Origin of the sequence: Bradyrhizobium sp. LA2.1 (assembly GCF_040547725.1) — a bacterium.
Classification (GTDB): domain Bacteria; phylum Pseudomonadota; class Alphaproteobacteria; order Rhizobiales; family Xanthobacteraceae; genus Bradyrhizobium; species Bradyrhizobium barranii.
In genome coordinates, this window is the sequence record NZ_JBEPQI010000008.1 from 219,308 (window position 1) to 237,178 (window position 17,871).

15 protein-coding genes are annotated in these 17,871 nt (G+C 63.4%); 8 read left to right on the forward strand and 7 right to left on the reverse strand.

All coding sequences use genetic code 11. From position 1 onward, the window contains the following. Positions 1-95: 95 nt before the first annotated feature. The 5 genes from ABIB95_RS18015 (at position 96) to ABIB95_RS18035 (ending at position 3,483) form a co-directional block, all read left to right on the forward strand. The gene (locus tag ABIB95_RS18015) at positions 96-1,022 is read left to right on the forward strand and encodes an alpha/beta fold hydrolase (RefSeq protein ID WP_354240946.1); all 927 of its coding nucleotides are present in this window, start codon (positions 96-98) and stop codon (positions 1,020-1,022) included. Continuing rightward, complete coding sequence (locus ABIB95_RS18020; RefSeq protein WP_354240948.1) at positions 1,019-1,615, forward strand: hypothetical protein; 597 nt, start codon at positions 1,019-1,021, stop codon at positions 1,613-1,615. The genes ABIB95_RS18015 and ABIB95_RS18020 overlap by 4 nt, the downstream gene beginning before the upstream one ends. Positions 1,616-1,708: 93 nt before the next feature. Continuing rightward, the gene (locus ABIB95_RS18025; RefSeq protein ID WP_063983266.1) at positions 1,709-2,356 is read left to right on the forward strand and encodes a CoA transferase subunit A; all 648 of its coding nucleotides are present in this window, start codon (positions 1,709-1,711) and stop codon (positions 2,354-2,356) included. Positions 2,357-2,360: 4 nt separating this feature from the next. Beyond that, positions 2,361-3,011, forward strand: coding sequence for a 3-oxoacid CoA-transferase subunit B (locus ABIB95_RS18030; RefSeq protein ID WP_166096587.1), 651 nt, complete (start codon positions 2,361-2,363; stop codon positions 3,009-3,011). Positions 3,012-3,024: 13 nt separating this feature from the next. Next, on the forward strand, positions 3,025-3,483 hold the full coding sequence (locus ABIB95_RS18035) for a MaoC family dehydratase (RefSeq protein WP_071913863.1): 459 nt from the start codon (positions 3,025-3,027) through the stop codon (positions 3,481-3,483). A gap of 6 nt (positions 3,484-3,489) precedes the next feature. On the opposite strand, the gene fabI is transcribed toward ABIB95_RS18035, so the two are convergent. From fabI to ABIB95_RS18055, 4 genes are read right to left on the reverse strand one after another with little or no spacing between them, the layout of a single operon-like run. Next, positions 3,490-4,278, reverse strand: coding sequence for an enoyl-ACP reductase FabI (fabI, locus tag ABIB95_RS18040; protein ID WP_028147828.1), 789 nt, complete (start codon positions 4,276-4,278; stop codon positions 3,490-3,492). Beyond that, positions 4,275-5,489 carry an acetate/propionate family kinase gene (locus ABIB95_RS18045; RefSeq protein WP_135213649.1) on the reverse strand — a complete coding sequence of 405 codons (1,215 nt, stop codon included), beginning with the start codon at positions 5,487-5,489 and terminating at the stop codon, positions 4,275-4,277. The genes fabI and ABIB95_RS18045 overlap by 4 nt, the downstream gene beginning before the upstream one ends. Positions 5,490-5,494: 5 nt before the next feature. After that, positions 5,495-6,457, reverse strand: coding sequence for a phosphate acetyltransferase (locus tag ABIB95_RS18050; RefSeq protein ID WP_354240951.1), 963 nt, complete (start codon positions 6,455-6,457; stop codon positions 5,495-5,497). Between the two features lie 29 nt (positions 6,458-6,486). Beyond that, positions 6,487-8,709 carry a DUF3141 domain-containing protein gene (locus ABIB95_RS18055; protein WP_354240953.1) on the reverse strand — a complete coding sequence of 741 codons (2,223 nt, stop codon included), beginning with the start codon at positions 8,707-8,709 and terminating at the stop codon, positions 6,487-6,489. A gap of 152 nt (positions 8,710-8,861) precedes the next feature. On the opposite strand from ABIB95_RS18055, the gene ABIB95_RS18060 reads away from it, so the two are divergent. After that, positions 8,862-9,383, forward strand: a complete 522-nt coding sequence (locus ABIB95_RS18060; protein ID WP_283016507.1) for a GNAT family N-acetyltransferase — start codon at positions 8,862-8,864, stop codon at positions 9,381-9,383. 352 nt (positions 9,384-9,735) lie between these two features. On the opposite strand, the gene ABIB95_RS18065 is transcribed toward ABIB95_RS18060, so the two are convergent. The 3 genes from ABIB95_RS18065 to ABIB95_RS18075 all read right to left on the reverse strand — a co-directional run bounded on the left by ABIB95_RS18065 (position 9,736) and on the right by ABIB95_RS18075 (position 13,202). After that, entirely contained in the window at positions 9,736-10,059 is a 324-nt protein-coding gene (locus ABIB95_RS18065; protein WP_071913852.1) for a hypothetical protein, read from the reverse strand. 221 nt (positions 10,060-10,280) lie between these two features. Then, positions 10,281-12,131: a dihydroxy-acid dehydratase gene (ilvD, locus tag ABIB95_RS18070; protein ID WP_354240955.1), complete on the reverse strand. Its 1,851-nt coding sequence runs from the start codon at positions 12,129-12,131 to the stop codon at positions 10,281-10,283. 201 nt (positions 12,132-12,332) lie between these two features. Next, on the reverse strand, positions 12,333-13,202 hold the full coding sequence (locus tag ABIB95_RS18075; RefSeq protein ID WP_354240957.1) for a VOC family protein: 870 nt from the start codon (positions 13,200-13,202) through the stop codon (positions 12,333-12,335). 917 nt (positions 13,203-14,119) lie between these two features. Here ABIB95_RS18075 and ABIB95_RS18080 point away from each other — a divergent pair. After that, positions 14,120-16,366, forward strand: coding sequence for a TOMM precursor leader peptide-binding protein (locus ABIB95_RS18080; protein ID WP_354240959.1), 2,247 nt, complete (start codon positions 14,120-14,122; stop codon positions 16,364-16,366). Positions 16,367-16,461: 95 nt separating this feature from the next. Beyond that, positions 16,462-17,838, forward strand: coding sequence for a SagB/ThcOx family dehydrogenase (locus ABIB95_RS18085; protein WP_354240960.1), 1,377 nt, complete (start codon positions 16,462-16,464; stop codon positions 17,836-17,838). Positions 17,839-17,871: the final 33 nt, after the last annotated feature.

Sequence of the window (17,871 nt, forward strand, 5' to 3'; positions counted from 1 at the left end):
AGGCTGGACCTCCTCCTGAGGTTTGATTTAGCTCAATGGAATCCTCAGGCCTGCGTTGAGGATTGTGGTCATCGTCACGCTGACCGGTCCCCGCAATGCCCTTCCTCAGTCATGGCTCATATCGTATCCGCTATGAGCTCGACGGACCGGCGAATGCGCCTGCCTATGTGCTGGTCAACGGTCTGACGCAGTATTCCGAGCTTTGGGGCACGTATCGCGACACGCTGATCGCAAGGCGGTTCCGGGTCGCTACCTTCGACCTGCTCGGCCAGGGCGTCTCCGACAAGCCCGCGCTGTTCATCGATCAGGACGACCACATCGCCGTGCTGCATCGCCTGATCGGCGAACTTGGAGACAGTCCGGTCTTCCTCAGTGGCATCAGTTTCGGTGGCTTGATCGCGCTGCGCTATGCCATCGAGCATGGCGCGCGGCTGTCGGGCCTTGTACCGATGAGCTGCTTCGCCGAGCTTTCGCCACAACTGCTACTGATCGGCAACGCCTTGCGCACCGGCCTCATTCTGGGCGGCACCGGCTACCTCCAGGATCTGTTGCTGCCGATGAACCTGTCTGATCAGTGGTTGAAGCCGCTGCTGGACAAGCTCGACAACGTGAAGCGGCAGGGCTGGCTGGTCAACGACGTGTACGCCCTTCAGAACCTGATGGAGTCTTTCCTCGACTTCAAGCCGCTGACGCCGCAGCTCTCCTCAATATCCGTCCCGACCATGATCCTGAACGGCGAGTTCGACTTCCTCACGCCGCGGGCGCTGCACGAGACGTTGCGTGTGGAAATTCCTGACAGTGCACTCGTCATCATTCCGAGGGCCTATCATGCCTTCACGCTCGAAAAGGCTGCATTAACAGCCGACCTGCTGGCGCGCTTCGCCGAGGACGTGTTGGCTGGCCGCTGGCAGGGCAACAAGCAGGTCTTGATCGCGCCGGAAGATGCCGGCGGAGACTTTTCGCCGTTTCCCGCCGGCTATGACCATCTGCGCGCGATCCCGGTGCAGAGGCCAGCGACATGAGCGCGTTCTTCGGACCGTTGCAAGCCGACGGGCGCGTGCCGCCGCGCCAGCAGACGCGGGTCGCCGCGTTCCTGGTTTCTGCGCATGGTGCGCTGGCACGGCAATTCGCGGTCGCCCTGCCCGCGAGATTCGATGCCGCCTGGCAGACCGAATTGAACGCGCAGTTCTATCGCGAGGGCGAGATCGTCTCGCTTCTCATGCGCGCGACCGCCTGGGTCCCGGACCTCGCGCTGGGCTCCATGGCGGCATCCTGGGAGATGGCCTGGCTCCCCGCCCCGATCGAAGGCATCGCCGATCACACCCGCGCGCAGACCATTCACCTCGCGACGCTCGCGCATGCGGTTCATGCCGGGATCCGGCCGGCGGCCCTGCTGCCGACGGAAGCGAACGCGAACGATCCCTTCGTGATGGCGCTGCGCCGCATCGAATTCGAGAGCGGCCGGCTGTTGCAGGCGCAGATCCTGTTCCTGAAGGGCCCGGACCTCCTACCTTTCAGGGATGCCGTCAGCGCGACGCTCGAACGGCGGCACGCCGAGGTGCGCAGGCTCTGGCACGAGACCCTTGCAGGCGTCGGCGTTGGCCCGCGCGAATGACCTTGCAACCTTGACGCAGATCAAAGCCGAGAGTCTGCCCGCCCCCAACATCGGTCCAGTATCCACCTGCGCCTGCCGACCGGAGTTCCGCCCATGAAGGCCGTTTCCGTCGAAGAAGCCGTTGCGATGATCCCGGCCGGTGCGAGCGTCATGGTCGGCGGCTTTATGGGCGTCGGAACCCCGGAGCGCCTGCTTGACGAACTCGTGCGGCAGAACAAGACCGGCCTGTCTCTGATCTGCAATGACGCCGCCACCCCCGGCAAAGGCGTCGGCAAGCTGTTCGACGCTGCGCTGGTCTCAAGGCTGACGGCAACGCATATCGGCCTCAATCCGAAAGCGCAGCAGCAGATGCTCGCGAACCAGATCGCCGTCGATCTCGTGCCGCAAGGCACCTTCGTCGAACGCATCCGCGCGGGCGGATGTGGCCTCGGCGGGGTGCTGACGCCGACTGGCGTCGGAACGCTGGTTGCCGAAGGCAAGCGTCAGATCGAGGTGGATGGCAAGCCGTTCCTGCTGGAGACGGCATTGCGGGCGCAGTACGCGCTGGTTCACGCGTTTCTCGCCGACTATCTCGGCAATCTCGCTTACGCACTGACCTCCCGCAATTTCAACCCGGTCATGGCGATGGCTGCCGACACGGTCATCGTCACTGCAGAGAACATCGTGCCCGTCGGTGTCATCGCGCCCGATCACGTCGTGACCCCAGCGCCGCTCGTCGATTACCTCATTACCAACGGGTGAGATCATGGACCCGCAGATCATCATCGCCCGACGCGTCGCCAGGGAGTTGAAGAGCGGAAACCTTGTCAATCTCGGCATCGGCATTCCGACCCTGGTTGCGAATTACGTTCCGGCCGATTTGAAAGTCTTCTTTCAGTCGGAGAACGGACTGATCGGCACCGGGCCGATTCCCGAACAAGGCATGGCGCATCCGACACTGACAGACGCCGGCGGCCGCCCCATCAGCGCGCTGCCGGGTGCCGCGACCTTCGACAGCGCGATGTCGTTCGGACTGATCCGCGGCGGCCATGTCGACGTCACCGTGCTCGGCGGCCTCCAGGTCGATGCGCATGGGCTTCTCGCCAACTGGATGATCCCGGGCAAGATGGTACCGGGCATGGGCGGGGCGATGGACCTCGTCAGCGGCGCCAAGCGGGTCATCGTCGCCATGCAACATGCCGCGAAGGGCAAGTCGAAGATCGTCAAGACATGCAACTTGCCTCTGACCTCGGCGCGCCCGGTCCATCTGGTCGTGACCGACATGGCGGTTATCGGTTTTGCGGACGGCAAGGCGACGCTGCTCGAGACCGCCCCAGGTGTCAGCGTTGGCGAGGTTATGGCGGTGACAGAGGCCGAATTGGTCGTTCCTGACAACATCCCTGAAATGACGATCTGACGAGGTCACGACCATGCGGATATTCAGCGACTTCAACGAGATCAAATCCGCGGTCGGCACCGAGATCGGCGCGAGCGACTGGATCGAAGTGACCCAGGATCGGATCAATAAATTCGCCGAAGCAACCTGTGACGAGCAATGGATCCATGTCGACCAGGACCGCGCCAGGAAGGAAGCGCCCGGCGGTACCACCATCGCTCACGGCCTGCTGTCGCTCTCGCTTGCTCCCCTGTTCATTCGATCCGTGATGGGCTTGAAAGGGCTGCGCAATACGCTGAATTATGGCGCGGACCGCATCCGGTATCTGGCGCCGGTGCCGGCCGGCTCAAAGCTCCGCGGCCGGGTCACCGTCGCTGAAACCGAGGACGTGCCGCCGGATGGCTTGCGCGTCAACTATCATCTCGTGATCGAGATCGAGGGCGGCAAGAAGCCCGCTTGCGTCGCCGAGCTGATTGCGCTGCACTATCGCTGAGGGCGGTCAGTCGATGATGTGATACCCGCCATCGATATAGAGAACGCCCCCGGTGATCAGCTTGGCGCCATCTAGCGCCAGGAACGCGGTGGCATTGCCGACGTCGTCGATGCTGACCAGGCTGCGCGCCGGCGCTTTGGATTGCGCCTTGTCCATGAGCTCGTCGAACTCCGGGATACCTGACGCCGCGCGCGTGGCGAGCGGGCCGGGCGAGATCGCGTGCACGCGGATCCCCTTTGGGCCAAGTTCAGCGGCTGCGTAGCGGACGGCCGCTTCAAGCGCCGCTTTCGCCACGCCCATGATATTGTAGTTCTCCACCACCATCTGGCTGCCATAATAGGTCATGGTGAACATCGTGCCGCCGTTCTTCATCAGCGGCTCGGCGAGATGCGCCATGCGCAGGAATGACCAGCAAGAGACGTCCATCGTCTTAAGGAAGCCATCGCGCCCGACGTCCACCACGCGGCCATGGAGCGCCTCCTTCGGCGAGAAGGCGATCGAATGCAGCAGGAAATCGAGCTGCCCCCATTCCTTCGTGATCCGCTCGAACACCGCCTCGGTCTGCCCCTCCGTCATCACGTCCAGCGGCATGAAGATCGGCGCTTCCAGCGCCTGCGCCAGCGGTTCGACGTGTTTCTTGGCGCGATCGTTGAGGTAGGTGACGGCCAGATCGGCCCCAAGCGCACGAAATGCCCTCGCGCACCCCCAGGCGATGGACTGGTCGTTCGCGATGCCGACGACGAGGCCCTTCTTGCCCTTCAGGGCAACCTTTGTATCCGGGAACACGGGGATCATGACACCCTCTCTTGTCTTGGATTGGTCGATTGTCCGTTCATCAACAGCGACAGCGTATGCTGTGCGATCATCAGTTCCTCGTCGGTCGGCACGACGTAGACGGGGATACGGCTGTCGGAACGCGAGATCAGCCTGGAATTGCGCGCGTTCTCGACGGGATCGAGCGTGCCGCCGAGCCATCCAAGCTGCTCGACCACGCGCGCGCGAATGTTCGCCGAATTCTCGCCGATCCCGGCCGTGAAGACGAAGGCGTCGAGGCCCTGCAGGGCGGCCGCGAGCATGCCGGCACTGAGACCGATCCGGTAGACGAAATAGTCGACCGCGAGCTTCGCCTTGGGGTCGGCGCTCGCCTCCAACTCGCGCATGTCATTGCTGACACCGGAGAGCCCCTTCAATCCGCAGTCACGATAAAGGAAGTTCTGCACGTTTGAGGCCGACATCCCCTTCTCGGAGATAAGATAGATCACCACCCCGGGATCAATCTGCCCTGGACGAGTTCCCATCGGGAGGCCATCGAGCGCTGTGAACCCCATGGTGCTCTCGACGCTGCGCCCGTCCTTGAGCGCGCACATCGACGCGCCGCTGCCGAGATGGGCAACGATCACGCGCCGCTTCGCGATATCGGGCGCCACGCCCGGCAGCGTCCGGGCGATGTACTCGTAGGACAGCCCATGAAAGCCATAGCGCCTGACACCCTCGGCATGAAGCTGATGCGGAATGGCATAATGGTCGGCGACGGCATCATGCGTGCGGTGAAATGCGGTGTCGAAGCAGGCAACCTGCGGCAGCGTCGGGAAATTCGCCAGCAGCGAACGGATCGGCGCCAGATTGTGGGGCTGGTGCAGCGGCGCCAGGGGCACAAATCGTTCGAGACGGGACACGACACCGTGGTCGATCAGGACCGGCCGCGAATAGTCCGGCCCACCATGCACGACCCGGTGACCGACCGCGATCGGTGTGACGCGAAGTTCGTCCCGCAGCCAGTCGCCGGCAACGGCCATCGCCGCCGGGACATCAGGCACAGCCTCGATCGGATAAGCCCGATCGGCCATCGGATCGCCGCTCGGGCCACTTGCCCGCAGACGCGGTCGGCTGCCGATACCGTCCATCTGTCCCTTGATCTGACGACGAAGCGCACCGTCCCCTTCGATCGCATAGACCTGAAACTTCACACTGGACGAGCCGGCATTGACGACGAGGATCGTATCCATGGCGATCACGCGGCAACCGTCGGCGCCTTCTGGCGCCGGGCATGAGCATAGAGCGCGGCGACGGCACAGGACGCCATCCGCGCACGTGGCGAATCCGCGCGCGAGGTCAGCACGACGGGCACGCGCGCACCGAGCACGATCCCGGCGCTATCGGCCTTGGCGAAATAGGCGAGATTCTTGGCGAGCATGTTGCCGGACTCGAGGTCCGGAACCATCAGGATCTGAGCGCGCCCGGCGACCTCGGATGTGATGCCCTTGATCCGCGCGGCTTCCAGATCGATGGCATTGTCGAAAGCCAGCGGGCCGTCGAGGATGCCGCCGGTGATCTGGCCGCGATCGGCCATCTTGCACAGGGCAGCGGCTTCGATGGTCGAAGGGATTTTCGAGGTCACCGTCTCGACGGCAGACAGAATCGCCACCCGCGGCGTCTTGCCGAACCCTGCCTGGTTGTAGAGGTCGATCGCGTTCTGAATGATGTCGCGTTTGGCGTCGAGATCGGGGAAAATGTTGATCGCCGCATCCGTCACGAAGATGGTCTCTGTATAGGCAGGCACATCCATCACGAAGACATGGCTGATACGCCGGTCGGTGCGCAAGCCACCGGTCTTGGCGGTGACGGCGCGCATCAATTCGTCGGTGTGCAGGCTGCCCTTCATCAACAGCTCGCCTTTGGCGGCATGGATAAGCTCGACGCCCTTGGTCGCGGATTCGTCGCTGTGCGCGGCATCAACGATCTCGAAGCCGGACACATCGAGATCGCACCGGGCGGCAGTATCCTTGATCTTCCTCTCGGGCCCGACGAGCACTGGCCGGATAATGCCGGCGCTCGCGCTATCGATGGCGCCGCGCAGCGAGGTCTCGTCGCAGGGATGCACCACGATGGTCGGCGTTGGCGGCGCGCCCTTCGCCGCCGCAATTAACCGATCGTACTTGCTACCGGGATGGGTTTGCGTCGTGTCGGCCGACATGATGTCACTCCCGATCCTGCCAATCCGCGTTACGACGCCCTTGCCTTGGGATCGAAAGGGGCGACGTTCGATGTCAACTCCGCCTCTCCGTCCAGACCGAAGAGCGCGGCGACGCGCTTCAGGCGGTTGGCCCGCTCGCCGGTGATGTCCTCACTCGCCGACAGCACCTCGCGCATCGCCGAGAAGGCCGCACGCCGCTGGTTGGTGTCGTCGGGCAACAATTTCGGGATCGCAGCGAGAGCACCTTCGCGATCGAGAAGCAGCATGAAGAACTGCTCACGCACCAGCGTCTTGAATTCCGACAGCGTCATGCGGGCGCCGGCATGGTCACGCCGAACCTGCCGCAACGCCTCGATACTCCTCTCATCCACCATGCCGCGTGCGGAGCCAACATAAAGCAGCGCGCGGAGCGCCGCTTCGCGGAGCCCGCCCTCAGCGATGTGCGATTTTAGCTCGGCGATCCGTGCCGCGAGCATGGCGCGATGCTCCGGCGACATCTCCCGGTGGCGCGAGGGCACGGAATTAGGGTCGACGCCGACCGCGGCCTGGAGCAGCGGCGAGCCGTAGAGGTTGAGGAAGACGGCCTCGCTCAGCGCCTCCTGCGCATCGCGCCAGCTATCCAGCGTGTGCACGATCTGCTTCGACATTTGTTCCTGGAATGCCAGGAATGGATTGTCCTTTGAAACCGGCTTGCGGTCTGTCTCGACACGATCTGCAGCCGATTTGACCGTGGACATCCAGGGGTTCTGGCTGCTGAACGCCTCGTATTGCAGCCGCAGCGGATGCACGTTGCGGGCCCATTCCGCGAGTTGGGGCGTCACCATGCCCTTCACCCACGGCCGCAAGAATTTTTGATAGGCCGCGAGATTGAGCTCCGAGACACGCTTGGCCGCAGCGAAGCGCCGCTCGTCCTCGGGCGAATTTCCGCCCATCGCGCGGATATCATCCAGCGTGCGGGCCTCGCAGCGCATCACCCACTGGCCTACCGCAAGATCCGCATTGAGCGTCTCGTTGCCACGGGCCTCGAACGTGGCCTCGTAGAGTCCTGGCGGCAGCACGTCGATCAGGTCGATGTTGCTGGAGAACTCAGCGTGCTCCTTCTTCGCCACGCCGCCGGATACGAAGATGCCGAGATGGCCGATGCTCTCGTGAACGGTATAGACGATGGTCTGACCGTAAGCTCTGATCTCGTCGACGTCGGCGTAGCAGTCCAGGATCCAGTCCAACGCCTGCTGCGGCGGGGTGACGTTGTCGCCCTTGGAGCAGAACACCACGATCGGCGAGCGAATGTTGCGCAGATCGACCTTCTGGCCATCGGACATCTCGATCTTGCCGGCTGCGAGATTGTTGCCGATGAAGAGCTCGTCGACGATGAACTGGATTTCCTCGGCATTGAGATTGACGTGTCCGCCCCACCAGCGCTCGAAATCGAGATAGCGTTCCGCCTCGGTATCGACCTTGGAGTAGACGTTGTACTGCTTGGTCCAGAGCGTATTCGACGGGTTCTGGTTCTCGAAATTCTGCACCAGCCAGGCGCCGTCGAACTTGCCGGCACCGAGATCGCTCGTGAGCGCCGTGAGCCAGCTTCCGCCCAGCAGGCCGCCGGAATAGCGCATGGGGTATTTGCCGTGCACGCCTGCCCAGTAGGCCAGCGGTGCACCGGCGATGATCAGCGGCCCAAACAATTCCGGCCGCAGTGACGCCAGGATCATGACGGCCCAGCCGGCCTGGCAATTGCCGATCACACAGGGCTTCCCGTCGGCGTCCGGGTGACGGCTGATGACGGTCTCGATGAAGATGGCTTCCGCGCGTGCAATGCGTTCGATGGTCTGCCCGGGCATCGGCTCCGGAAGGAAGCCAATGAAGTAGCAGGGATGCCCCGCCCTCATGGCGACGCCGATCTCGCTATCGGCCTTGAAGCCGCCGATGCCGGGTCCATGGCCGGCGCGCGGATCGACCACGATGAACGGACGCCGGCTCATGTCGATCTCAACATCCTTCGGCGGAATGATGCGCACCAGTGCGTAGTTGACGGGCTCGTCCAGCTTCCGGCCGTCCGTGATCAGTTCGGCGGCATATTGCAGGACGTGCGGCGCGGTCTGGGCGACGTGCTCGCGGTACTGGTCGCCGCGCTGGCGCATGATGTCCAGGAACAGGACGCTGCGCTGTCCCGCATCGACCATGTATTCCACGGCCGAGGCGACCAGCCCCGACATTGGGCCATCAGGCAGCTTTAAGTCTTTGATCGCCATGTTCGACCTCGTCGTCGCGCGAGGTCATTCAATTAAGGTCGGCGGTCGCTGACGTTGATTTAGGTCAACGGTTGGCGACGGTGTTCGCGTCAATCGGGATCGACCAACTGCCCCGCGGGGGCGCGCCGCAATCGGGCCGCGGGAGAGCTCAAGTGCCGGATGCCGCAAATTACAGCCGCCAGGAGAGACTTCGCGACGGACGATTGGTCGATATCCGGGCGCTTCGTCCCGAGGACGAGCCCGACATGCTTGCCGCGCTCGAGGAGACAAGCGCTCAATCGCTCCAACGCCGCTTCTTTGTGACGAAGCGTCATTTTTCCGAACGGGAGCGCGCTTTTTTCATGGAACCCGATTTCAGAAACCACGTGGCACTGGTTGCGTGCACGGAAGAGGCGAGCCGCAGCATGATCATCGGCGGTGGTCGCTACGTCATATTCGAGCCTGGACGGGCCGAAGCAGCTTTCGTCGTGATCGATGCCTGGCAGGGACGCGGCGTTGGCGGGCTGCTGACGCACCATCTGATCGCTATCGCCCGCGAGGCCGGTTTGACGGAGTTGACCGCGGAAGTGCTACCGGAGAATGCAGCGATGCTCCGCGTCTTCGACAAGTTTGGCTTCAAGCCCGCAACGATCCGCGAGCCCGGTGTAATTCACATGGCATTGAAGCTGTCCTAATACGCGGCCGGCACGAGAGCTCCAGCATCGAGAGAAATGGCGGCGGCGCGTCGCGCCACCGTCCGTTGGTACCGGCACCTCCAAGCGCGCGCCCTCACCCCAAGCCTGAATTTTCCGCCGCACGTGATCTGTCAGGCGAGCGTCAGCCTGTTCGACTAGCTTCGCGATATGTCGGCCGCCGACACACGCCGCCCCTCAGCAATCCCGGACACTGGCGACACCGCCCAGGGCGTCGCTGGTTGCGAGGCCCGGTTGGATTCGCGTCCATTTCCGGGCCTCGTTTGCTGGTGCACAAAAGAAAACGGCGCCCCCAGAGGGTGCGCCGCCCGAAACTCTTTGTAGCTGCGTCGGCTCAGTAGCCGCAGGACGCGCAGCCCATCTGCACCGGGGCGTAATAGGAATAGCCGGGCGAAACCATCTCGACGCGCTGGCGCGTGGCGTATTGCGGCGGGACGCGTTCGTACTGGACGCTCGGCGGTGCCACCATCACGGTCTGCGGCACCATCACGGTGCGGTACTGCGCCGGCGTACGGTGCGCGACGGTCGCGCCGGGAGAAACCATCACGGTCTCGTCGACGGTGCGGTATTGCGGCTGCACGTATTGCTGCTGGTAGCAGGTCTGGCACGGCGGCGGCGCGTAGCAATTGTAGCAGCCGGCGGAGGCCGCGCTCGTCATGGAAATCGCGGCGACGACCGTTGAGAAAACGACAGCGAGAGTACGAGACATTGTGGTGGTGCCCCAGTTGCCCAAAATGGATTTGCGAAGGTCGCGAGCATTATACGCTGCAACATCTTGAGCTGCCGAACTTCGTCGAGGCATCCTTAATGCGAACGGCCGGCTTGCGCCGGCCGTTCAGAACTTGTTGACCATCGCGCGAGGCGCGGACGGTGCAGCGCTTATTTCGTACGCCGCTTCACCTCACGCACCGCACCGCGTGCGGCGCTGGTGGTGAGCGCTGCATAAGCCTGAAGCGCGGTCGAGACGTTGCGCTTGCGGCCCGTCGCCTGCCAGGCGGCATCGCCCTTGGCCTCTTCCGCCGCGCGGCGCTTGGCGAGCTCCTCATCGGAGACCTCCAGGCTGATGCTGCGGTTCGGGATGTCGATGGCGATGCGGTCGCCGGTGCGCACCAGACCGATGTTGCCGCCTTCCGCCGCTTCCGGCGACAGATGGCCGATCGAGAGGCCGGACGAGCCGCCGGAGAAGCGTCCGTCGGTAACGAGCGCACAGGCTTTGCCGAGGCCCATCGATTTCAGATAGCTAGTCGGATACAGCATCTCCTGCATGCCGGGGCCGCCGCGCGGACCTTCGTAGATGATGACCACGATCTCGCCGGCAACAACCTTGCCGCCCAGAATGCCTTCCACTGCGGCGTCCTGGCTCTCGAACACGCGCGCGGGGCCGGAGAATTTCAGGATCGAGGCGTCGACGCCCGCGGTCTTCACGATGCAGCCGTCCTGCGCGAGGTTGCCGTAGAGCACGGCGAGACCGCCATCCTTGCTGAAGGCATGCTCGAGGTTGCGGACCACACCCTTCTCGCGATCGCTATCGAGCTCGTCGTAACGGCGCTCCTGGCTGAAGGCGACCTGGGTCGGAATGCCGCCGGGCGACGCGCGGAAGAACGTGCGGACAGACTCGCTCTTGGAGCGCTTGATGTCCCAGCGCTCCAGCGCGTCGCTCATGGTCGGCGCGTGCACGGTCGAGACCGAGGTGTCGATCAGGCCGGCGCGGTCGAGCTCGCCCAGAATGCCCATGATGCCGCCGGCGCGATGCACGTCCTCGACATGGACGTCGGCGACCGATGGCGCGACCTTGCACAGCACGGGTACGCGGCGCGACAGCCGGTCGATGTCCTGCATGGTGAACTCCACCTGCCCTTCATGGGCCGCCGCCAGCAGATGCAGCACGGTGTTGGTCGAGCCGCCCATGGCGATATCCAGCGTCATCGCGTTCTCGAACGCCTTGAAGTTGGCGACGTTGCGCGGCAGCACGGAGGCATCGTCCTGCTCGTAATAGCGGCGCACGATATCGACGATGGTGTGGCCGGCCTCGACGAACAGGCGCTTGCGGTCTGCATGGGTCGCCACCACCGTGCCGTTGCCGGGCAATGCGAGGCCAAGCGCTTCGGTCAGGCAATTCATCGAATTGGCCGTGAACATGCCCGAGCAGGAGCCGCAGGTCGGACACGCCGAGCGCTCGATCACCTTGACGTCCTCGTCGCTGACCTTGGAGTCGGCGGCCGCCACCATGGCGTCGATGAGGTCGACGGCCTTGGTCTTGCCCTGCAACGTGACCTTGCCGGCCTCCATCGGGCCGCCCGAGACGAACACGGCGGGGATGTTGAGCCGCAGCGCGGCCATCAGCATGCCGGGCGTGATCTTGTCGCAGTTGGAGATGCAGACGAGGCCGTCGGCGCAGTGCGCGTTGGCCATATACTCGACGCTGTCGGCGATCAGCTCGCGCGACGGCAGGCTGTAGAGCATGCCGTCATGGCCCATGGCGATGCCGTCATCGACCGCGATGGTGTTGAATTCCTTGGCGACGCCGCCGGCCTGCTCGATCTCGCGCGCCACGAGCTGGCCGAGGTCCTTGAGGTGGACGTGGCCGGGCACGAACTGGGTGAAGGAGTTGACGACCGCGATGATCGGCTTGCCGAAATCGGCATCCTTCATGCCCGTCGCGCGCCAGAGGCCGCGGGCGCCCGCCATGTTGCGGCCGTGGGTGGTGGTGCGGGAGCGATAGGCTGGCATGGCGGTTTCCGTCCTCGGTTGGGTCAGCCGGGCGGAAAAATGGAAGCCGCCTCAGGCCTTTCCGGCCGGATAGCGCACGGGCTGGGCGCGTGCAACGGGAACTTGCCCCGAAACGGCCCGGATCGGCCCCGCGCAGGCCTCCCCTGCTCCCGGCGCGGGTTATTGCAGGGTCGCGCCAGCGCCGGACGGACGCTGCAGCAGCTAGCGCTTCGGCTTGGGCAGCACAATTCTCCCCTGGGAGGCAATGCCGCCCCACTTGGCGGACCACCCGACTTCCGAGGCCGAGAATGGCTCGATGCCTGCATGCCCCCCGGCACCCTGCAGTGCAAACAGGGCGCCCTGGGGATCCACACATCGTGCGATCCAGCAGCCATCAGGCAATTCGATCGGACCCTGGAGGATCCGGCCTCCACCAGCATTCACATGCTTCGTCGCCGCGCCGATGTCGTCGACATTGAAGTAATGCAGCCAACATGGCTGCGCTACGCTCGAAAGTTTCGTCAGCATGCCGCCGACCGTTTGCCCCCCCGCCGAAAACAATTGGTACCAGTCCGCTGGATCGGTTTGAGCGTCGGCTTTCTGCCAACCAAATAGTTCTCTGTAGAAATCGAAGATCACGGTCCGGTCGGCGGCCAATAGCTCATGCCAGCCTACGCGCCCCGGCTCGTCCAGCCGGCCCGGTTTCCATCGGCCATATGTCGATTTCTCGATCAGCCCGAACGTCGCTTTCTGCGGATCGGCAGCGACTGCTATTCGGCCAATATTGGTGTCGGTCGGCGGCACAAAGATCGTGCCTTCGAGACGCCTGATCTGCGCGGCAGCCCCGTCCAGGTCGTCGACAGCGACGTACCCCATCCATCTCGGTGTTGCCCCTGATCTCCGCCCCTCTTCCGGGATATCCATAAGGCCGCCCAGCGGGATGCCGCCGCTACGAAGCACCGTGTAAGGCAGTTCCGGAGTCGATTCATCCGTCACACCCCAGCCGACGACCTTGCGATAGAATGCGCCCGCCGCCGCGACGTCCGTGGTCAGCAGTTCGTACCAAGCGAAACGTCCGAGTTGATCCGCCACGCCGATCTCTCCGTTCAAACCTGGATGCGATTGCGGCACTGCACCAAGTTGCACTCGCACCGAGAGCGTGGATCGTTGACGCGTTGTGTCAACCGGCCGTGCCGATTGCCGTTCATGAAGATGAATACATCCCGAACGTGCAGCGCCGCGCTTTTGTGCGCGTAATTGTTGCCCGCGTTATTTCCTGGGCGTAGACTTACCGCGGCTGGGATACTTCTTGCAATGCTCGGAGGTTCGACCATGCGGCAGGCGAAGAAGACTTCTAAAGGGAAGAAGCGAGTAAGCAAAGTCGCCGTGCCGGCGTTCGGAGCCGCAGGGTTGACGTTCTCGCTGGCGGGAGGCGCATCGGCGTCCGCCGTGCCGACACCCGACGTACAACAATTGCCGCACCTTGGAACGGGCCAGGCAATCACGCTCGATGAAGAGGAAATGGCTGACGTCAGCCTGGCCACCTTCCATCTCTTCGACAAGGAAAACGCCGGTAGCCGCGTGCAGCTGGCATGGCGCGGATGCGGCGGTTGCCGCGGCTGCGGAGGCTGTCGGGCTTGCCGTGGTTGCCGATGTGGCGTCGGTTGCCGATGTGCGGGTTGTGCCGTTGGCTGTGCTGTCGGCTGTGGCGTTGGTGTGGTGGGATGCGCCGTATCATGCGCGGGTTGCTGCGCATCGTGGGGCCGCTGCCGCGTGTGCTAGACCCCGGCGCATTCCGAATGTCAAATTCACGGGTTGATAGGTCATTGGCCGGCCTCAAGAAAGGGTCCGGCCAATTGCTTGATTTCGCTACGACGCCTGCATCGGCGGCTTGCGGGTGACAGCTGAATTCGCTTCAATTCTCTGGGAAAATGCCGGCGCGCGGTCACGACGATCCATCTTGCGCCGGGGATCTAGCGTGACGGCAACAGGATCAGCGTGCTGACTCAATGACTGCAACTCGCAAGACCCGCGTTGCGCGGCAGACCCGCAAAGACATTCTCCGATTTGCACCGAACTTCACCGCTTACGTACTGCCTCCCGATGCGGTTTGTCTCTATTCCGAGAACCGCAAATTCTTCCTGCACGGCGAGCTCTACTGCGCCCTCGCCACTGCGATCGGGCAACACGGCAAGGCCGGGTCGGAGATCATTCGCCAGCTTTCGAAGCGCTTCCCGGCCGACAAGATCGAGGAAGCAATCAAGCGGCTGCTCGATCGCCGATATGTCGTTGCGCGGACCCCGAAAGCGTTCGACGACGCCGTCGGCGGTTTCCTGGCAAGCCTCGGCATGCCCCTGGAGATCGCGGAACAAAATCTTCGCAATTGCCCCGTTCAGGTCGACTCGATTGACGTCAAAGGCGCCAAGGAGCTGACCGCGGCCTTGGGTAAGCTCGGCGTTCAAATCGCCAAGCGCTCGCCGAAGCTCACGATCACGCTGGTGAACGATTATCTTGACGGGCGACTTGCTGAACTGAACCAGGAACGTGTGGCCGGCAAGACGTCCTGGTTGCTGGTACAGCCATCCGGCGCGTTTCCGCTGGTCGGGCCCATGTTCAAACCGGGCGAGAGCGCCTGCTGGACCTGCCTGTTCGATCGCATGATCCGCAACCGGGAGATCAAGGGGTTTCTTGACCGGGGACCGGCGCGTGCGGTTGCCATGTCGCCTCTCGTCAGAGAAAGCGTCGGCAAGACTGGAATCCATTTTGCGGCAGTCGAGATCGCCAAGGCAATTGCCTCGGATTTTCGCACCGATTTGTGCGATCACATCGCAAGCTTCGACCTGACCGGCGCCGCCATCGCCAAGCACTACGTGACGCGACGTCCGCAATGTCCGACCTGCGGCAGCAGGAAGCTGAACAACCCGCGCCGATCTCCGGCCCTGGTCGAGATTGCCGAGGGCAAGAGACTCGTCATGACCAGCGGTGGATATCGCACCGTGACGTCGCGGTCGACGGTGTCGCGCTTCCGCAAGCATGTGAGTCCACTGACAGGGGTGGTGACCCGGCTCGAGCGGATCGACGTTGATCTGCCGATGAACACCAACTACTTCGCCCAGCACAATTTCTCCGCGCCGGCCCACAGCATCGACCAGCTCAGGTCCGGATTGAGCGGCGGCAGTTTTGGCAAGGGCTCGACCGCCGAGCAGGGTGAAGCCAGCGCGCTGATGGAATCGATCGAACGCTATTCGGGCATTTTCCAGGGCGATGAGATCAGGACGACGCGCCGCTTTGTCGATTTCGCGCCTGGCGACGCGCTTCTTCCCAACGACGTCCAGCTCTTCAGCGAAACGCAGTTCAAGACCAGGTTTCTGCAGCAGCCGGACGATCCCCATCCGGTGCCCGAGCCGTTCGATCCCTCGACGAGGACCGAGTGGTCGCCGGTCTCGTCGTTGCGCGACAAACGCTTCAAATATCTGCCGACCGGCCTCCTTTACTTCTTCTATGGCGGCTTTCATACGGATTCCAACGGCTGTGCGGCCGGCAACACCCGCGACGAAGCCATCGTTCAGGGCTTCCTCGAACTGATCGAGCGCGATGCCTACGCGATCTGGTGGTACAACCGGGTGCAGCGCGCCGAGGTCGATCTCGGGCAATTCGACGATTTCTATGTTCGGGATCTCCAGGCTCAATTTGCGGAAGCCGGGCGCAAGCTATGGGTGCTCGACATCACCACGGACCTCGGCATTCCGACTTACGTGGCGATCATGCACTGGATGCAGAATGGACATGAGAATATCGAGTTCGGTTCCGGCGCGCATTTCGACCGCCATATAGCGCTGCTGCGATCCCTCACCGAACTGACCCAATTTATGTCCGTCGGCATGATGGGCGGCGCAAGCGGCGAGAAGCCGACCCTCGACGGTGTCACGCCGCTGCGCCTGGAAGACTACCCGTTCCTGACACCGAGCGACCACCCGATCGCCCCCCCAGCGCCGAGCCTCAAGCTTCACGACAATACGCGTGACCAGGTCATTGCCTGCGTCGAGATCGCCGCCCGTGCAGGCTACGATTTCCTCGTCCTCGACCAGACACGTCCCGACGTCGAGGTTCCGGTCGTCAGAGTGCTCGTTCCCGGCCTGCGTCATTTCTATCGCCGTTTCGCACCGGGTCGCCTTTACGATGTGCCGGTGAAGCTCGGATTGTTGGACCGGCCGCGACCGGAAAGCGATCTGACTTCATTCCTTCCACACACCTGAAGGGCTGCTCTTTCGTGCGCGCTCCCCGGAAAAAGCCGACCAGGAAGATCGCGCCAGACATTGCCGCCCGGTTGAGCCATCATTTCTCCCTCCAGATGCAGCCTGACGGAAACATCGCCGCCTCTCTGGGCGACTATTCCGTCAACCTCGGACAATTCAGCGCGGCCGCGATGGACTGCGCGCGACATCTGAGCACCGGCCTTCCGCTCGCGTCCTTTGCGGGCAAGAGCGCCCTCGCGAGAGACGTCGACGCCCTGGTACGTCGCCTGGCCCGGCAGGGGCTTCTGGAATACCGCCTCTCCTCTTCGCGTAACACGCAGGACTTCGTGGTCATCGAGCCCCAAGTCCCCGAATACTGGCCGCGGCGCGCGAAGCTGGGCAGTCGTGACACCATTGTGCTATCGCGCTTTGCCTTTCTGCGCCGGCGCGGCAACGAGCTGGTGCTGGAATCGCCTCGCGCCGGCGCGTTGTTCCGGATTGGCGATCCTGCCATCGCCGCCACCCTTGGTGCGCTGTCGCAGCCTCGGAAGATCGGCAAGCTCAACCAGAAGATAGCTTCCTCCACCCTCCATCTGCTCGAACTGTTGCTGGACAGCCAGATCCTGCTCAAGCTCGATGCGAACGACGGACAAGGCCTGCGGGTGAATGAAGGCGATGGCAATCTCGTTCTCTGGGATTTCCATGATCTGGTATTTCACACGCGGAGCACGGAGGGCCGGCAAGCCAATCCGGTCGGCGCCGCTTTCACATATGCCGGCGTCGTTCCGCCGTCGCCGGCGGTGCGTCCGACCTGGGCCGGCAGCAAGATTGACCTGCGCAAATTCTCCTCCCCGGAGTCGAGCTCCCGTTTCCCGAAGCTGTTGCGCGAACGCCATTCAACACGGGATTTCGACGACAAGAATCCGGTCACGCTCGGCGAACTCGCGCAGTTCCTCGACACCAGCGCGCGCGTTTTGTCCGAATGGAAGAGCGAGCCGTATTTCGAAGGCGGTTCCGACGTCACCTACAGCACAAGGCCTTATCCGTCGGCGGGCAGCGCGTACGAGCTGGAATTATACCTTACCGTCGCGAACTGCGACGGGCTTGCGAGTGGACTCTACCACTACGATGCAGGGAGCCACGCGCTCGTCGCGATCAGCGCCTCCCCCCAACAACTCCAGGCGCAGTTGGCGGCTGCCCAGTTCGCCATGGACGCGCCGGGTCAGCCGCAAATCCTCATCACGATCGCGGCGCGTTTTGGGCGGATCTCCTGGAAATACAGCTCAATCGCATATTCGCTGATCCTGAAGGATGTCGGCAGCCTGATTCAGACGCTTTACCTGGCGGCAACCGATATGGGTCTCGGCGGCTGCGCCGTTGGCAGCACCAACATCGATCTGTTCGCGAAAATGACGGAGTTGGAATTCCATATCGAGGGCCCGGTCGGTCAATTCGCGCTCGGGCGCGGCAGGACGCCGGAGGTCCAAGGCTAGAAGCGGGTGTCCGACGGCGTCAGGCCAGTCGCC